The organism is Lysinibacillus sp. NPDC095746 (genome assembly GCF_044763535.1).
Taxonomy (GTDB): domain Bacteria; phylum Bacillota; class Bacilli; order Bacillales_A; family Planococcaceae; genus Lysinibacillus.
The window spans coordinates 21,994-38,584 of the sequence record NZ_JBIWGL010000002.1; the positions used below are offsets into that span (position 1 = coordinate 21,994).

Sequence of the window (16,591 nt, forward strand, 5' to 3'; positions counted from 1 at the left end):
GATGTAAATTCGCTCATAAAAAACACCCCGTAAAAGTTAGATTTTATGTCTAACTTTTACGGGGCAGTTCATCCCGGAGTTGTCTTTTAGTTCTCTTTTTTAATTAAAAACCTAACATATTTTTAAAACAACGAACTTTTTTAGATGGTAAATCGTAGCGTGGAATTATGTGAATACCCCAACAAATATTATAGAACCTAAAATAAAGGAAACGCCTATATAGGGGTTCCTTTATTTTAGTACTAACTATTTATTTTCTATCCTTTGCTGGTAGTATGCCTCTTTTATCAACGGTAACACTGTTCTAAAATTAAAAACTAAGTCATCCATTGATTTTATTGGTTTAACAAAACTTACATTGTAAACTCCCCATCTATCTTTTTCTGGCTCAATACAAATAGATAAAGAGGGTTCCTTTTCTATCTCCCATATAACTCCTGCTCTACTCCCGTCAGGTGCTTGAACAAACCCGTCCCCTGAAGTACAACTATCATCTTCCTCACACTCAAAATCAAAATGGTCGGTTATTGTGCCATAAATAAAACCATCGTCTTCCGTTTCGCTAACAAGTGGAAATCCTCCGTAAACAAGCGGTTCCATAAATATCACTCCTATTAATATTTTGGAGAATAAATTACTACAAGGTTCTTGGTTTCCACCCAACCTGTGCCAACAATCCAAAACGGATGCTCGTCAGTCGTCGTTATAACTTCGCTACCAACAGTAATATTATATGTTTCTTCAACGTCACGTTGGAAGAGCCATTCGACTTCTTTGTAAGCCATTTCACCTGTCTCATCATCTTTAGCGAGAACCATATTTCCGACTTCAATGTCTTCGATTTTCTTCTCTCCTTGATCCGTTAAAACCTTTGTTCCTTTCGACAAAGCAATTACAACTAGCTTTTTTTGCAAACTTTACTGCACGAAAAACACGTTTCACTTTTCCGATGGGAAGAAAAAATCCCGCTTCAAGAGACTTCAAGAGAGGTGATATAATCTCAACTCAATTTAGTCATTTTGAAGCGGGCTGTCCCCGTTAACATCAAACCAACATCAAGGTTTCATTCATTATCTAATTGAATATACGTCTATCCAATCCTTAATGTCTTGCTCTCCATGTAAATATTCATCTGGGCTATCTAGTAAATCGACTCCAAAAACAACTTTAAGAAGCTGCCAAACAGTCTCATCCGAGATATTTGGTTCATCCTGCAATACATATTCTGACGCCCAATCTGCAACTTCTTCTCTTGATAGTTTTCCTTGTAAGATCATTTTCAATTTATTAATAATCTCTTCTTTAGTTGGCTGTCCCATTTTTTCACCACTTCCCTATATATCTTCCATTTTTATCAAATCGGTAATGAACCCTTTGATCCACCAGTTTCAGGTCTCACTTGTCTTACCCTGCCATTATGGTCTACAGTTTCATGCCATGTTCTCTTTCGGCCAGTTGAAGGGTTCCATTCTCTAACTACTCTCCGTCCTGCCATTTCACCAGCTTTTTTAGCCGGTGAAATATTACCGTAATATCTAATTCTTCCGTTCGATAGTGTTCTTGTTCCAGCCTACCGTACTTTTGAGCTTGCTGATAATGTGTTTTTAATTTAGCAAATTGAGCAGCACTATGTGCGGCATTACTTGTACCCTGAGCAACCTTTACTGCACGATATAGGCGCTTCAGTTTTCCGATAGGAAGAAAATTCGATGCCACTGCCCAGGCAATTTGCTTTTTGTTTTTCCCTGATTTATACGCTTTATAACCATCGTAGATCGCAAAACCTGCGTTGATAACGAGCCATACCCATTTACCATCTGGGTCTGTTTTCATTACTGGATTATCATCCCCATATGTGTAACCGTTCATTGTTACAGGGTCATCTTCGTCTCCTGGATCTGGGTCACGAGAGATGAAACGTGCTGTTGCTGGATCGTAGTAACGAGCCTGTAAATAGTATAGCTTTGTTTCGGTATCGTAGACATAGCCCGCGTAGCGAATAGGTTGTCCTTTTATACGACTGTCGGTTGGTTCAGCTGATAGTAGGTTACCCCATGGATCATAATCGTATGTCGCAATGGTTGCACCATTTTGGTCTAGAATGCGAACGACATCACCACGGTGGTTCGTTACGTATTCGAATGATTCCCCTGCTGCGTTTGTCAGATTTACTACTTTTCCGTTGTTCCAAGTAATCGACCAAATCGTTTTTTGATTTGCATCTGTGATACGGACTAAATTAGAGCCATCATAGTAATATTTATACGTTGTTGCACCGTCTGTTTTCGATTTTCGTAAACCATCTGGGTGATACGTATAGGTTACTTTGTTCGCTGGATTTGCTACTTCCGTTGTTTGTGTTAGTTGGCCAAGCCCGTCCCATGTGTAAGTTAGACGGTCGTCGTTTGTCAAATTACCTTCAAAATCATAGGTAAAACCTTTTATTTCGTTGGCTTCGTTATAAGTGTAAGATTTGCCGTTTAGGTTTAATAGATTTCCAGCATCATCATAATCATAGGTAATCCCTTTTGTGCCATTATCCCATGAAGCCAAACGGTCTGCAAAATCATATTTATACGTATGTGTTTTAGTCCCATCAAAATACGTTTTAATATTACCATTTGCTTGATACTGATAGCGAAGTTGTAGTAACTCCTTCCCGAAAATCGATTGCTTTGTCAATTGACCATCTGTATCGAAATCTAGCAGCTGCGTCGAGCTAGCACTTTGAAGGCGTACGGGCTGACTCGATTCATTGTAGTAGTAATTATAGTTTTTACCACCGGCAGTTGTAATCGAAGTTAAGCGTTGCAATCCATCATAAGCAAATTTTGTGCTAGCATTAACTCCATTCATAGACTCTGTATAAGAAGTACGCAGTCCATTCGCTGGATTTTCTTTTGCAGTTTCATACACATTTGTCAAACTATAGCCATCTGGTGTTTTGGCATATATAAGTCGTTTACTATCATCATAGTTAAATTCATATGGTGCTGAAACGCCATTCACTTGAATTGTTTTTAAAAGGTTATTCTTAAAATACGTTTTATCGTATAGCTTTGTACCGTTTACAGATTTTGATTTCTCGTTATTTTTAAGATCATATGTGAAAGAAACTGAGGACTTGTTTGTCCCATCACCACATTCAATTAGTGTCACATTTGTTTCACCATCATACTCGTAATAGCGATATTTGCCTAATGGGTCTGTTTCTCGTTCAACTGCATTTATAGCATTATATTTAAAGGATGTTACATAACCAAGAGGATTGGTACGGCTTGTGACATTTCCTTGTTTATCAAACCCATAAGATGATTTAATAGCCTTAACGCCATTACCTATTGAAATGGATTCTAAGCGATCAAGTGCATCATATCCTCTTAATTTAACTACATTATTCGGGTCTGTTTCGCTTTTTTCATTGCCGTTTGCATCATAGCTAAATTTCGTTATATTTCCTTGTGCATCTGTTTCTTCTGAAAGATTTGTACCGAAATTTGTATATGATTTTGAAACGGCTGAACCTGTTTGTTCTACTTTAATATTGTCAAAATAGCTATAGCCTGTCCGATTATCATAATTGACATATACTTTCGCTCTGACAAAATCCTCGTCTGCAATGAAAGTATTTTTGGCAAATTGCCATCCATTAGCCGCATGCTCGCTTTGCATAAATGGTAGCTCATATTTTTTAGAGGTGCCACTCGCGTTTGTGAGGAGCAGACTAATTGTGAATTTACCAGTTGTTACTGCGCTCGTCGTATAGCCCCAACCTGAAACTGTTACAGGTTCACCTTTTTTTCCTTTGATTTCAACATATTGACCAGCATATCTTGTTACATTTGCTAACGCTACGAATAATATTACCGTATTGTCGTACTCATTGAAGTCCGTTAAACCAAAGTTCGTAGTAGTTGATTTTAGATTACTTTTTTCATCGTAAATGTATTTTTCAGAGACCTTACTTGAGTAAGTAATTTTCGTCACATTTGATTTATCATCTACTTCTTGTTTTAAAGATTGTCCACCAGTTGTATCAGCTGATGTTAAGTTACCTTTACCATCATAGTTTGCACTTGTTTCTACTGATGCTGCTCCCGTATCCTTATCTGGCTCAGATTCTTTTTCTAAAAGGTTTTTATTCCATTTATAATTTGTTGTCGTAGCATCATCTTTTGACCCGAAATTCTCAACAATAGATGTAACGTTTACTGTCGGAGCATCCAATGATGAATAGGAATACTGTGTTTTATTCCATAAATTATATAACGATCGTAATATTGTAAAGAACTAAAGATGCTGTCACTACGAGGATCTACCAACTTTGTCACGCGATTCGAAGCATCATCGTATTCAATACTACCCACATTTCCATTGGCATCTGTTACTGATTTTAAGCGTTTTGTTGTTGGATAATAATTAAATTTGATAGTCTTTTCTACTTTTGAACTCTTCGCATACGTAATGGACTTTAAATAATTTGTTCCATCAACTTGCTCATAATTCAATTCTGTTGTATTGCCATTTAAGTCAGTTACTTTTGAAAGATATCCATTCACGTTATACGATAAATCAATAGAGCGACCTGTTTCGGCAATGCCTGTACGCTCCGTAATTTTCACTACACGGGAACTTGTTGAATTTTCAAACGTATAAATTATACGATTGCCTTTTTCGTCCTTTATTTCATAGTTTCGACCTTGTGCATCAAAGTAACGGATTGTTTCTGACGTATCTTTTAATTCAAAACCATTAGTTGTTTTTGTTAATTCGTATTCCACACCTTCTGGAGAAGAATACGTTACATCATCATCATCCTGTTGCTTTGTAAAATGATATCGTGCACCGCCCTGTGTTCGGTATTCAATTATAGATTGATCTACATCCACTTAACAAATCAAAGCTGGTGAAATTTTACTCTTTGTAAAATCTCACCAGCTTTTTAGATTTCTGAAATTGATATTGTCCTAACCTCACCACGCTTTGTTATGCAGAAAAACAAATAGATGTCTTCGATCATGCCTTAAAGTATGCTCAAGCTTGTTTCCTTAATATCAGTGATTAGCATATGACCCGGTGCATGGGTAATTATAATAGAGGGTTTACTTTCCATTGCTACTGCCTGAGGGGTTACGCCACAAGCCCAAAATACTGGTATTTCCCCTGGCTTAATGGACACAGCATCACCGAAATCTGGTTTTGAAATATCCGTAATACCTATTTGTTCAGGACTACCAATATGAATTGGTGCACCGTGTACATTTGGAAAACGCGAAGTAATTTGGATTGCACGAATCGCATCTTCTGGTGTCATAGGACGCATACTGACAACAGTTGGCCCTTCAAATACACCCGCTTTTTCACACGCGATATTTGTTTTATACATTGGCACATTACAATTTTCTTGAATATGTCTTATTGGAATACCTGCTTCAAGAAGAGGTGTTTCAAATGTAAAGCTACACCCGATTAAAAAACCTACCATATCCTCTTCCCAATAATCTGTAATATCTAAAACTTCTTCCGTTAAAATACCATCCCGATAAATACGATATTTCGGAATGTCCTTGCGAATATCTGCATTTTTAGCAATTTTTGAAGGTATAAATGATCCAGGTTCTGTCACATCTAATAATGGGCATGGCTTTGGATTCCGCTGACAAAATAATAGAAAGTCAAACGCATGCTCCTTCTTCAAAATCACTAAATTTGCTTGTGTAAACCCAATCGACATGCCTGAAGTTGGTCCAGAAATTTCTTGATTGCGAATAAGTTTACGGATTTCATTTGGCTCTAAAGCACTATATACTGTCATCATCCATTCACTCCTTATCAATTATGCCTTGGCGTAATTGCGTCCGGATTTTGAATTGTGCCGGCACAATTCATTCCTTTGAAAATCCGTGACATCCGCCGGAGGCTTTAGGCCAACACGATGTTGGTCACTCAGGCGTTTTCACAGGATGTGAAGTTCTTAGCCTGGGTTCCTCTATTTCAGTAGGTGTTTTGACACCCACAAAAATCGCATTCATCTCACCACCTATAGAGATGGGAGTCTTCTGCTGAATAAAGATAAAATAACCATCCATGAAAAGATGTTCATGGATGGTTGGTTGTTAGATTAACTAAAAATTTTTGGAATTTCTTCAATTAATGTATTAATGCTGAGATATCCCATAAGCACAACTACTATTGCTCCAGTGACAGTTAACCAACGTGGATGCTTATATGTACCAACAATTTCTTTTTTGTGTGCAGCAACTAATATAATGCCAAGTGCTAATGGTAAAACTAATGCATTTAATGCACCTACCAAAATTAACACATTAACAGGCTTTCCAACCAAAGTAAAAGTTGTTGTTGAAATGACGATAAATGCGATAATCACCCAATTATGATATTTCTCAATGCTAGGGTGGAATGAACGAATAAATGAAACGGATGTATAAGCTGCACCTACAACAGAAGTAATCGCTGCAGCCCACATAATCATCCCAAACATACGATAACCAATATTACCAGCAGCTAGTTCGAAAACAGATGCAGGTGGATTCGCAGGATCAATAACTAAACCTTTTGAAACAACACCAAGAACCGCTAAAAATAAAGCAATACGCATAATGCCAGTAATCAAAATCCCTGTCACAGAGCTTTTTGTTACTTCTGGCAATGATTCTTGTCCTTTAATGCCAGCGTCCAAAAGTCGGTGACCACCAGCAAAAGTAATATAACCTCCTACTGATCCACCAACCAAAGTTACAATCGCAAACCAGCTGATTTCTTTAGGCCAAACGGTGTTCACAATCGCTTCTCCTACAGGTGGTGACGTTTTAAAAGCAACGAATAGCATGAGTAGAATCATGACACCCCCAGCAATTTGCGCAACCTTGTCCATTGCCTTCCCTGCTTCTTTATAGATAAATATAAAAATAGCAAATAGTGCACTTACAATGGCACCAACAATTGGATCCACGCCAAGCATTGCATTTAACCCTAATCCAGCTCCAGCAACGTTCCCAATATTGAAGGCTAAACCACCTATAACAATCATAATTGCAAGGAGCACACCTAATCCAGGTAACACCTTATTGGCAATTTCTTGCCCTCGCAAGCCAGAAACAGCAATGATTCGCCAAACGTTTACCTGTGCAACAATGTCTAAAATTAATGAAATTAAAATGACAAACCCAAAGCTAGCCGCTAATTGCTGTGTAAATACTGTCGTTTGTGTTAAAAAACCTGGTCCGATTGATGAGGTAGCCATTAAAAAGGCAGCTCCTATTAACACACTTTTACTTGCTGTTTTCTTAACAAATTTACCTTTTTTCTCTTGTTCGATTACTACTTCACTAACTTCCGTTATTTTTGCTCCCATTAGACTACCCCTCCTTGATTGCACGTACTGATATTTGATGTTGTGATAATCTTGAATGAATATATTTTGCAAACTCTACAGCATGTTCCCCGTCCCCATGAATACAAATTGTATTTGCCTGTAATGGTATTTCGATTTGTTGTTGTGACAGCACAATTCTCTCTTTCACCATTCTCACAACCTGATTCACAGCTTGGTCCTTATCGGTAATCAATGCATCAGATTGCTTACGAGATGTTAAAGAACCATCCTTTTGATAGGTACGATCTGCAAACACTTCATGGGCTGTTTGAAGCCCTACTTTTTCTCCAGCTTTTGTTAATTCACTACCTGAGAGACCGAATAACACAAGTGAAGGTGAAATATCATAAATCGCTTGTGCGATTGCCTCAGCTATCGCCGGATTTTTAGCAGCCATATTATAAAGTGCTCCATGCGGCTTTACGTGCTGCATAGTTGCATTGTAAGTCGTTAGAAAACCTTGCAATGCTCCCACTTGATAAACAACCATATCATAGGCTTCCTGTGGTGTGATGTTCATCTCACGTCGTCCAAAGCCATTTAAATCCGGTAAGCCTGGATGTGCCCCGATCTTCACACCATTAGCAATGGCTAGCTTAACTGTCTCTCGCATAACAGTTGGATCTCCAGCATGGAATCCACAAGCAATATTAGCAGAGGTTACATATTTTAAGATTTCTTCTTGCTCCCCAAGTCGATAACGACCAAAACTTTCCCCTAAATCACAGTTTAAATCAACTCGAAACATCTTCTTCCCCCATTTTCTTCCCACTAAAATAGTTACACTGAATACGTTTACAATTTTTTGTACCGATATTCGGAACTTGAGTTTTGAAATTTAAAAAAATCTTAACATATTTTATTATTACTGAAAAGTGCAAATTTCAAATTTTGAGAAAGAATATTTTTTTAAAAATTTTCATTTAAATTAAACTTGTTTTCGTTTATTGTTTAAATATACTATTAATAATCCGTTATTTAAAACTTACATACCGAATTACGAAACTCCAGGAGATGGTTTTATGCTGAATTTAAAAGAGAATGTACAAATAAGACCTTTGAGTGATTCTGCACTAGTCATTCATGTAGGTGAAGGAATCAGTGAAGCGATTCACAATAAAGTTAAAACTATATTGAATTTATTAGAGAGAAATCCATTTGAAGGATTCATCGAGGTTGTGCCTGCCTATAATAATGTGACAGTTTATTACAATCCGGTTGAAGTATACTTTTCCACTATAGGAAAAGAAGGCGAAATGCCCTACGAAAAGGTGAAAGCAACAATTCTTTCTTTAATGAATCAATCTCACATAATTGAAACAACAAAGGAACGTGTCGTAAAAATCCCTGTAGTATATGGTGGTGAAATGGGGCCAGATTTAGAATTTGTAGCCTCTTATCATGGTTTAACACCTAATGAAGTTATTAAAATTCACTCTTCTGTAGAATATCTTGTTTACATGATAGGCTTTGCTCCAGGTTTTCCGTTTATGGGAGGAATGGACAGACAAATTGCAACACCTCGTAAAGAAACTCCACGGTTATCGATTACTCCGGGATCTGTTGGAATTGCAGGAAATCAAACAGGTATTTACCCATTAGAAACGCCAGGGGGATGGCAAATCATCGGACGAACACCTTTTCGTTTGTTTCTACCTGAACAGTCTCCTCCAACCTTATTACAACCGGGTGATCGAATTCAGTTTGTCCCAATTTCGTTGGAAGAATATAAGAACGACGGGGAGATGAAAACATGGGCATAAAAGTATTACAGCCAGGTATGCTGGCAACCATTCAAGACCTAGGAAGATATGGGCTACAAAAGTTTGGTGTTATCGTCGGAGGAGCAATGGATTCAATTTCCTTACGAATTGCGAATTTACTTGTTGGAAATGCAGAAGGAGAAGGCGCTCTTGAGGTGACACTATATGGAACAACCCTTTTATTTGAAACGGATGAACTGATTGCTATTACAGGTGGCAATTTACAACCGACAATAGACGGAAAAGAAGCACCAATGTGGCGACCACTTTTCATTCAAAAAGGCTCTGTTTTAAAATTTAATGCTGCGATTAGTGGTTGCCGAGCCTACGTATCATTTAGTGGCGGAATGCAAGTGCCCAAAGTGATGCGCAGTAAAAGCACCTACATACGTGCTGGGATTGGAGGATTTCACGGAAGAAAATTGCTGAAGAATGATGTCATTGAATTAGAAAGACGATCAGAATTAGGAGAAGATCTTTTTAACCAATTAAAAAAAGAACCAACGTTCCTTTCTTGGTCAGCTGATTACACACCATTTGTTACATTTAAAAAAACGCAAACAATTCGCTTCATAAGGGGCTCTGAATATGAACATTTCGATGAAGAAAGTTTTAAAAAATTCCTTTCAACGCCTTACACTATCACAACCCACGCAGATCGAATGGGCTACCGATTAGAAGGAGAGTCTATTCAATTAAAAGAGCCATTTGAATTATTATCCGAGGGGGTTACATTTGGAACGATTCAAGTGCCCTCTAGTGGGCAACCTATTATTTTAATGGCAGATCGTCAAACTACTGGTGGGTATCCTAAAATAGCTCAAGTGATTTCTGCCGATTTACCATCATTAGCACAAATGCAAGCAAATAGTCGAGTCTACTTTAAAGAGGTCTCTCTTGAAGAAGCTCAATTAGCATTAATACATCAAGAAAGAAAACGAAATGAATTAGCATTTGGGCTCCATTTAAAAAGGTTATAGCCTATTTAGATAAAAATATTCCCTAAAAATTAGGCTTTTCACCAAACCGTGTGGTTGATTTCCGTTCCGACTGGGCGCTTTCCTGGGGGCGTCCGATGAGCCGCTTCACTCGCGTTGCTCGCTCCAGGGTCTCATCTGTGACGCTGATCCCCAAGGAGTCGCCCAGTCTCCACTACAATCAACTAAAATACAGTGCATATATTTTAAAAAATGTCATCCATAAATTATCAACTCCAACGCAAAATGGGTAATCTCAAATGACTCTTGAGACTACCCATTTTTTATTGCGGCTCATACCCCAATTGTTTAGAAATCTCTGCGGTAGCCTTCTTAAGTTTATCGACGAAGATTTCAACGTTTTCCCCTCGATAATTAGTTTCTAGTCCCGCAATACTCATTGCTGCAACGACTTCTCCTTTATGATCGTAAATCGGTGCTGCAACAGCAGATGTATGATTTTCTAATTCTGAATGGCTGATTGTATAACCAAGTTCTCTAGCCTGCACAATCGTTTCAAAAAGCTTTTCCTTTTCTGTAATCGTCCCCTTTGCAAATGATTTAAGTTCTACCGATTCGAGGTATTCCTTTATGTCTGCATCTGGTAAAAAGGATAATACAGCACGGGGACATGCCCCTGCATAAAGAGGACTTTTTCTACCAATTGCTGTGTAGAGTCGAACTTTTTGCTTCGTATCTATTTTCTCGATATATACAGCATCGTCACCATCACGAACGATTAAATTAATCGCTTCTTTTACATCATTATGTAGCTCATTCATAATTGGTTCTGCAATTTTCCGCACATCTAGGCGCATTGATACGAGATGTCCAAATTTAAGGAAAAGAATGCCTAACCGATATTTTGCATCGGTTCCCTTTTCTAAAAAATCCATTTCCTCGAAAGATTTCAACATGCGGAAAGCAGAGGTTTTAGGGATTCCTGATAACTCAATTACTTCTTGAAATGTCAGCTCAGTATTATCGATAAATAAGTTTAAAATATCCATTGAACGGATAACCGTTTTATTATTATTTGCCAATTTACGTTTGCCCCCCTTCTATACTAGATTTAATCTAATCATAATTTTTCTTTTCTTAAATAATAATTATACCTAATCTTTTACTGTTTTTATATAGCCTGGCTCAACACCAAAACGTGTGGTTGATTGCTTTGATAGAAAGAGCTTGTTTTTCTATAAAAGCTCAAATAGTTTCGATAAAATGAGATTTTGTTTCGATAAAAGCTCAAATAGTTTCGATAAAGAGCAATTTTGTTTCGATAAATCTTCAAAGTATTCCTATAAAACGAACGAAAGGAGCTTTAGTGATTCTGTTTTGGGGCTCGACACCCATTTTGTTTTTCAATACTAAGAAGGGCGCTTTGAGCTGACGCTTCGCTTTCGCACAGGGCAAAGATTCTTGGGGGAGAAGAGCCTAGTAAATCAGGCTGACAAAGGAATAAAAAACAGGAGCAAAAGATGCTCTTCACCCCTGCTTGTTATTCTTATTTACATTTTCCTTAAATAAAGTCACTCCAATCAAACCAACGATGGAGAAGACCATAGTAATAGCCATCAAATAGATTTCCTGAAGTTAATTGAAAATGTTCCAATATATATCCAAAAATGATGGGTAGCAATACAGCACTTAGAAAGCCGCCCGTATTTGCAATCCCTGAAACAATTCCTGATTCCTCCAGTTTAAAAGATTGACGAACAGCTGCAAAAGTTAACGCACTTGTCCCATATCCAAAGCCAATGATAAAGAAAATAATAATTAGAAAGAAAAAGGACGGATGCCCATTGCATAAAAGGAAAGAAAACCACCCTAATAAAACAGTGAGATGAACGACAATATACGGTTTATTAATTGTTTCTAACCGACTTGAAATCCAACTAGCCAGAGGTGCTCCGATAAGACCGATCATAATCAGCTGACTGGCATCTGAACGAGTCATTTCATATATATTCATCCCATATGGTACTGCCCATGAACTGATAAATCCTACATAACCGCCAACTACCCCAAAATGGCAACAGAATAGAGCCCATGCTTGCGGATTTGTAAATATTCTTCGTAGTAAAACGGATGTTTTTTCACGTTGCACTTCTGCTGTATCTACTTCTTGCTCATCCCTCAAAATTTGTTTTGTTTTTTTCACAAGTACAAAATAAAGGAGAATGCCACATAAACATAATAGTAGTCCTACTGAGAAGAATGTTACCCTCCAACCAAATAAAAGTATCCACGTGGAGTAAGGTACTGTCGCTAATAAGAAACCAAGACTTCCTGTCATGCCCGCCAAGCCAATTAATCGAACAAATTCTTTGGTATGAAACCATTGGGCCAAAATTAGCACCATGTTAACCCATATGGTCGCATCCCCTACCCCAGTTAGTATTCTGGCAAAAAACAGGACGAATTCATGTGTACCCATACTGTAAATAATTGTCCCTAAACCTGTAAGAGTAGCACCAATAATTAGAAAAAATTTGGCCCAAATCGATCAGCTAAAATCCCCATCGAAATTTGCAAACTCGTGTAGACAAAAAATTGTGTACTCATCAATAACCCAATCGTTGATGCTGTTACATTAAAATCATGCATCAATTGGTCTGTAATCAGTCCTGGGGCGGTTCGTTGGCTCGCCATTAACAAATAAGTAAATAATACAGAAATAAATACAACCCATCTATGTTTGCTATTTTTTTGCCCAATGATTTCTATCCCTATTAGCTTTTACTCTATATGAAAAACAGGTAACGTTAAAAACCTGTTTTTATAAGTAGTTTTATGATTGGAATTTGACTGAACATGCTTTCAGTTCTCAATGTTCAATATAAAGCTTACATTCTTTTTGAAGTTGAACACGTCTCCCAACACTTTTATTAACCTACTTTTTTGGAACTACAATACCCATGCTATCGCAGAAGTACTTATTGTTGAATGAATGTGCAGATTATAGTTTTATATAGACTTCAATCTGCAGACAATCATGTAAAGATTAGAAAAAGCGAACTCAAAAAAATGATGGACGAAAGCTCTCAGCGAGTAGAATTTGAGCCATCAAAGGACAGTTAGAAAAGGCAGTGACGTTTGTAAATGAATCATACAGGTTCAAACAAAGTAGGAGCTACCCACAGTTACAAAGCATAGTTTACGCCATAGTTCCTTATTGTTAGTTTTGTAGTGGACATAAAAAAAGCACCTCCCTAATTGTAACGTCTATCGTACAGGAGGTGCCTGGTTTGTTTATATGCGTTATTTGATTACGGGCTTACGCATAATCTAGCTCTTTCATGTGTTTTGAAAATTAATCGAAATTTAAAAATAGAAAAAATTATGTCTCGTATTCTATTTAACTGCTAAAACCGAAGTTGAGTCTGCTGCTAATTCTGCTTGTAGATCCGTATATGGTAATCCATGTGCATCAGCTACCGCTTTATATACTATTTTTCCATTTACAATGTTTATCCCCTTCGCTAAAACAGGATTATCTAAAGCAGCTTGGCGATAGCCTTTATTAGCTATTTGCAAACCGTATGGAACAGTTACATTTGACAAGCCCATTGTTGAGGTACGCGCGCAAGCACCTGGCATATTCGCAACTGCGTAATGCACAACACCGTATACTTCATAAGTAGGATTACTATGGGTAGTAATGCGATCAATTGTTTCAATTGAACCCCCTTGATCTACCGCAACATCCACTACAACAGATCCCTTTTGCATCGTTTGAATCATTTCTTTTGAAACTAATTGTGGTGCACGTGAACCTGGAATTAGCACAGCACCAATTAACAAATCTGCTGTTTTTACTGCTTCAGCGATATTGTAGGTATTTGATGCAAGTGTACGAACACGTCCTTGGAACATATCATCTATTTGACTTAAGCGTGTAATATTAACGTCTAAAATTGTTACGTTTGCACCTAATCCTACTGCCATTTTCGCAGCATTCGTCCCGACAACTCCAGCACCTATAATTACTACATTTCCAGGTGCAACACCAGGAATACCACCTAAGAGAACTCCTTTGCCTCCTTTGGAATTTTCTAAAAACTGTGCACCAATTTGTACAGACATTCGGCCTGCAACTTCACTCATTGGCGTTAACAATGGTAAGGCACCTGAATCTAATTGAATTGTTTCATAAGCAATTCCAGTAACTTTACTTTCAAGCAAAGCTTTCGTTAATTCTGGCTCTGGAGCTAAATGTAGGTATGTGTAGAGAATTAGATTTTCTTTAAAATATTTGTACTCCTCCTGAATCGGCTCCTTCACTTTAATCACCATATCAACATCCCAAGCTTCCTTAGTTGATTTAGTAATTTGAGCGCCTACATCTAAATAATCTTGGTCTGTAAATCCACTACCTAGCCCTGCACTCGATTCAATTATTACTTCATGACCACCTTTTTTGTACGCCACAACACCTGCTGGAGTAATTCCTACTCGATTTTCATTATTTTTTATTTCTTTAGGTACACCAATTATCATTATATTTCCTCCTACCTATTTTTTTAGTTTTGGTTTATAACTACAAGTTTCATTTCTGTCATTTCCTCAATTGCATACTTCAGCCCTTCTCTTCCCATACCACTTTCCTTTACGCCACCATATGGTAGATGATCTAAACGGAATGTAGGAATATCATTTATAATGACACCACCTACATGGAGTTTTTGCGTTGCCTGTAAAGCAACATGGATATTATCTGTATAAATACCAGCTTGCAAACCATATTTGGAGTCATTTACTTGATCAAATGCCTCTTGAATTGATGTAAATTTCATAATAGATACGATTGGTGCGAATACCTCCTGACAGGAAACCTTCTGCTCCGGTTTTACATTTAATAGTACGGTAGGTTGTAAGATATTCCCTTCAGATTCTCCACCAGTTGCAATAATTGCCCCTTGCCCTTCCTCGGCATTTGCCTTCGGTATTTCTGCAATGACCTCGCTACTATATGGAGAGCATAATTCTGTATACTCTGCTGCTTCTATCCAATCCCCATTGATAAATAAATTTTTCCTCAATATAATTACCTCACCTTTCGTATTACAACTTATTTGCCAATACCTGATTCTCTACTTCTCGAATCGCATTTTCTAGAATATCTAATAAATCTCTTAACTCCTTTTGGCTTATTGCTAATGGTGGTGAAAATACAACAATATCTTGAGCATCTAGTACAACAGAGCGACATATTAATCCCAACTTTGCAGCCTCTGTCACTATTTGTGGAGCGAGGAGTCTTCCTTCATAAGAGATTTCTATACCTGCCATTAAACCTAAACCTCTTGCATCTACAATAAATGGATACTTCGCTTGTAATACTTTTAACCCTGCTAATAGCTCTTGACCACGAATTTCTGCATTTGCTACTAAATTATCTTTCTCTATAATTTCAATGTTTTTCAACCCAACTGCACAGGCCATTGGATGACCACTATAAGTGTATCCATGCAATATAGTTCCTTCTGATAACTCAGAAAATTCTTGGTGTATTTTCTCTGAGATCATGACACCACCTAATTGTGCATATCCACTAGTAACACCTTTTGCAAAGCACATCATATCCGGTACCACATTAAAATGTTCCATCGCAAAGAACTTACCCGTCCTACCAAATCCCGTAATAACTTCATCAGTTATCATCAAAATACCGTATTCATTGCAAATTTCACGAATTTCTTTGAAATAATTATCCGGTGCAACATGCATCCCCCCTGCACCTTGTACTGGTTCGGTGATGAAAGCAGCAATTGTTTCTGGACCTTCAGTTTCAATCAAATCACGTAAAGCCTGTATGGAGAAATGATCTACGAATAGAAAATCCGGAGCATTAGAATTTGTAAAATCACGAAATCCTTTTAAACCCGTCGCACTTGTAGCACCGATTGCCACCCCATGATAAGATCTCGATCTTGAGATAATTTTTTTTCGAGAACTTTCCCCTTTTAATATCCAATAATGACGAGCCAATTTATAGGCGCTATCATTGGATTCGGAACCACCAGACGTAAAAAATGTAGTATTTAAATCACCAGGCGCTAATTCTGCTAACTTTTTTGCTAATAGAATAGCAGGCTCATTACTAAACGTTGCAAAACAAGAACTGAAGGCTAATTTATCCATTTGTTCCTTCGCTACTTCACCAAGTTCTGTTCTTCCATGTCCGATATTCACATTCCAAAGCGAGGACATACCATCAATAACTTTTTTTCCTGTAATATCATACAGATAAACACCTTTTCCTTCTGTAAAAATAAATGCAGGTCCATTTTCCGTCTTTACTGGTGAAGTAGGGTGTAGAAAATGCTTTTGGTCTAACATTTTAAGTTCTTCAACAGAATAATTTCTTTTCATAAAAATACATCCTTTCTTTTAAATGTTTTTAAACAATACGCTTGCCAACTACTAAAATGTGATTTACTCGGAAATAA

The 16,591-nt window shown here is 37.5% G+C and carries 14 protein-coding genes and 1 pseudogene; 2 read left to right on the forward strand and 13 right to left on the reverse strand.

The genetic code is table 11. From position 1 onward, the window contains the following. Positions 1-246: 246 nt before the first annotated feature. The 8 genes from ACIQ7N_RS02045 to ACIQ7N_RS02080 form a co-directional block, all read right to left on the reverse strand. On the reverse strand, positions 247-600 hold the full coding sequence (locus ACIQ7N_RS02045) for a 3-deoxy-8-phosphooctulonate synthase (RefSeq protein ID WP_402929963.1): 354 nt from the start codon (positions 598-600) through the stop codon (positions 247-249). Between the two features lie 14 nt (positions 601-614). Then, complete coding sequence (locus tag ACIQ7N_RS02050; RefSeq protein ID WP_402929964.1) at positions 615-914, reverse strand: polymorphic toxin-type HINT domain-containing protein; 300 nt, start codon at positions 912-914, stop codon at positions 615-617. A gap of 156 nt (positions 915-1,070) precedes the next feature. Beyond that, a complete protein-coding gene (locus ACIQ7N_RS02055; protein WP_402929966.1) occupies positions 1,071-1,319 on the reverse strand; it encodes a DNA-binding protein in 249 nt (82 codons plus the stop codon). Positions 1,320-1,476: 157 nt separating this feature from the next. After that, the gene (locus tag ACIQ7N_RS02060; protein ID WP_402929968.1) at positions 1,477-4,227 is read right to left on the reverse strand and encodes an RHS repeat domain-containing protein; all 2,751 of its coding nucleotides are present in this window, start codon (positions 4,225-4,227) and stop codon (positions 1,477-1,479) included. Next, positions 4,209-4,889 carry a hypothetical protein gene (locus tag ACIQ7N_RS02065; RefSeq protein ID WP_402929970.1) on the reverse strand — a complete coding sequence of 227 codons (681 nt, stop codon included), beginning with the start codon at positions 4,887-4,889 and terminating at the stop codon, positions 4,209-4,211. The genes ACIQ7N_RS02060 and ACIQ7N_RS02065 overlap by 19 nt, the downstream gene beginning before the upstream one ends. Positions 4,890-5,023: 134 nt before the next feature. Further along, positions 5,024-5,815, reverse strand: a complete 792-nt coding sequence (locus tag ACIQ7N_RS02070; RefSeq protein ID WP_402930220.1) for a putative hydro-lyase — start codon at positions 5,813-5,815, stop codon at positions 5,024-5,026. 306 nt (positions 5,816-6,121) lie between these two features. Beyond that, positions 6,122-7,339: an NRAMP family divalent metal transporter gene (locus tag ACIQ7N_RS02075; protein WP_402930222.1), complete on the reverse strand. Its 1,218-nt coding sequence runs from the start codon at positions 7,337-7,339 to the stop codon at positions 6,122-6,124. Between the two features lie 40 nt (positions 7,340-7,379). After that, on the reverse strand, positions 7,380-8,144 hold the full coding sequence (locus ACIQ7N_RS02080) for a LamB/YcsF family protein (protein ID WP_402929972.1): 765 nt from the start codon (positions 8,142-8,144) through the stop codon (positions 7,380-7,382). A gap of 274 nt (positions 8,145-8,418) precedes the next feature. Here ACIQ7N_RS02080 and pxpB point away from each other — a divergent pair, with 274 nt between their 5' ends. Together pxpB and ACIQ7N_RS02090 are read left to right on the forward strand one after the other, a co-directional pair. Then, a complete protein-coding gene (gene pxpB / locus ACIQ7N_RS02085; RefSeq protein WP_402929974.1) occupies positions 8,419-9,159 on the forward strand; it encodes a 5-oxoprolinase subunit PxpB in 741 nt (246 codons plus the stop codon). Beyond that, positions 9,150-10,139, forward strand: a complete 990-nt coding sequence (locus ACIQ7N_RS02090; protein ID WP_402929976.1) for a 5-oxoprolinase subunit C family protein — start codon at positions 9,150-9,152, stop codon at positions 10,137-10,139. The genes pxpB and ACIQ7N_RS02090 overlap by 10 nt, the downstream gene beginning before the upstream one ends. 281 nt (positions 10,140-10,420) lie before the next feature. Here the strand turns inward: ACIQ7N_RS02090 and ACIQ7N_RS02095 are convergent, their stop codons facing one another. The 5 genes and pseudogenes from ACIQ7N_RS02095 to ACIQ7N_RS02115 form a co-directional block, all read right to left on the reverse strand. Further along, positions 10,421-11,179 carry an IclR family transcriptional regulator gene (locus tag ACIQ7N_RS02095; protein WP_402929978.1) on the reverse strand — a complete coding sequence of 253 codons (759 nt, stop codon included), beginning with the start codon at positions 11,177-11,179 and terminating at the stop codon, positions 10,421-10,423. A 479-nt stretch (positions 11,180-11,658) separates the two neighbouring features. Beyond that, the gene (locus ACIQ7N_RS02100; protein WP_402929980.1) at positions 11,659-12,576 is read right to left on the reverse strand and encodes an MFS transporter; all 918 of its coding nucleotides are present in this window, start codon (positions 12,574-12,576) and stop codon (positions 11,659-11,661) included. A gap of 917 nt (positions 12,577-13,493) precedes the next feature. Then, positions 13,494-14,639: an alanine dehydrogenase gene (ald, locus tag ACIQ7N_RS02105; protein ID WP_402929982.1), complete on the reverse strand. Its 1,146-nt coding sequence runs from the start codon at positions 14,637-14,639 to the stop codon at positions 13,494-13,496. 23 nt (positions 14,640-14,662) lie between these two features. Then, positions 14,663-15,061: pseudogene (locus ACIQ7N_RS02110) on the reverse strand (aldehyde dehydrogenase family protein); the annotation flags it as partial. A 142-nt stretch (positions 15,062-15,203) separates the two neighbouring features. Continuing rightward, positions 15,204-16,514, reverse strand: coding sequence for an aminotransferase family protein (locus ACIQ7N_RS02115; protein WP_402929983.1), 1,311 nt, complete (start codon positions 16,512-16,514; stop codon positions 15,204-15,206). Positions 16,515-16,591: the final 77 nt, after the last annotated feature.

Coding starts and splice junctions, on each gene's coding strand:
- ACIQ7N_RS02045 (WP_402929963.1), bottom strand. CDS start 600: ATGGAACCGCTTGTTTACGGAGGATTTCCACTTGTTAGCGAAACGGAA.
- ACIQ7N_RS02055 (WP_402929966.1), bottom strand. CDS start 1,319: ATGGGACAGCCAACTAAAGAAGAGATTATTAATAAATTGAAAATGATC.
- ACIQ7N_RS02070 (WP_402930220.1), bottom strand. CDS start 5,815: ATGACAGTATATAGTGCTTTAGAGCCAAATGAAATCCGTAAACTTATT.
- ACIQ7N_RS02080 (WP_402929972.1), bottom strand. CDS start 8,144: ATGTTTCGAGTTGATTTAAACTGTGATTTAGGGGAAAGTTTTGGTCGT.
- pxpB (WP_402929974.1), top strand. CDS start 8,419: ATGCTGAATTTAAAAGAGAATGTACAAATAAGACCTTTGAGTGATTCT.
- ACIQ7N_RS02090 (WP_402929976.1), top strand. CDS start 9,150: ATGGGCATAAAAGTATTACAGCCAGGTATGCTGGCAACCATTCAAGAC.
- ACIQ7N_RS02100 (WP_402929980.1), bottom strand. CDS start 12,576: ATGGGTACACATGAATTCGTCCTGTTTTTTGCCAGAATACTAACTGGG.
- ald (WP_402929982.1), bottom strand. CDS start 14,639: ATGATAATTGGTGTACCTAAAGAAATAAAAAATAATGAAAATCGAGTA.
- ACIQ7N_RS02115 (WP_402929983.1), bottom strand. CDS start 16,514: ATGAAAAGAAATTATTCTGTTGAAGAACTTAAAATGTTAGACCAAAAG.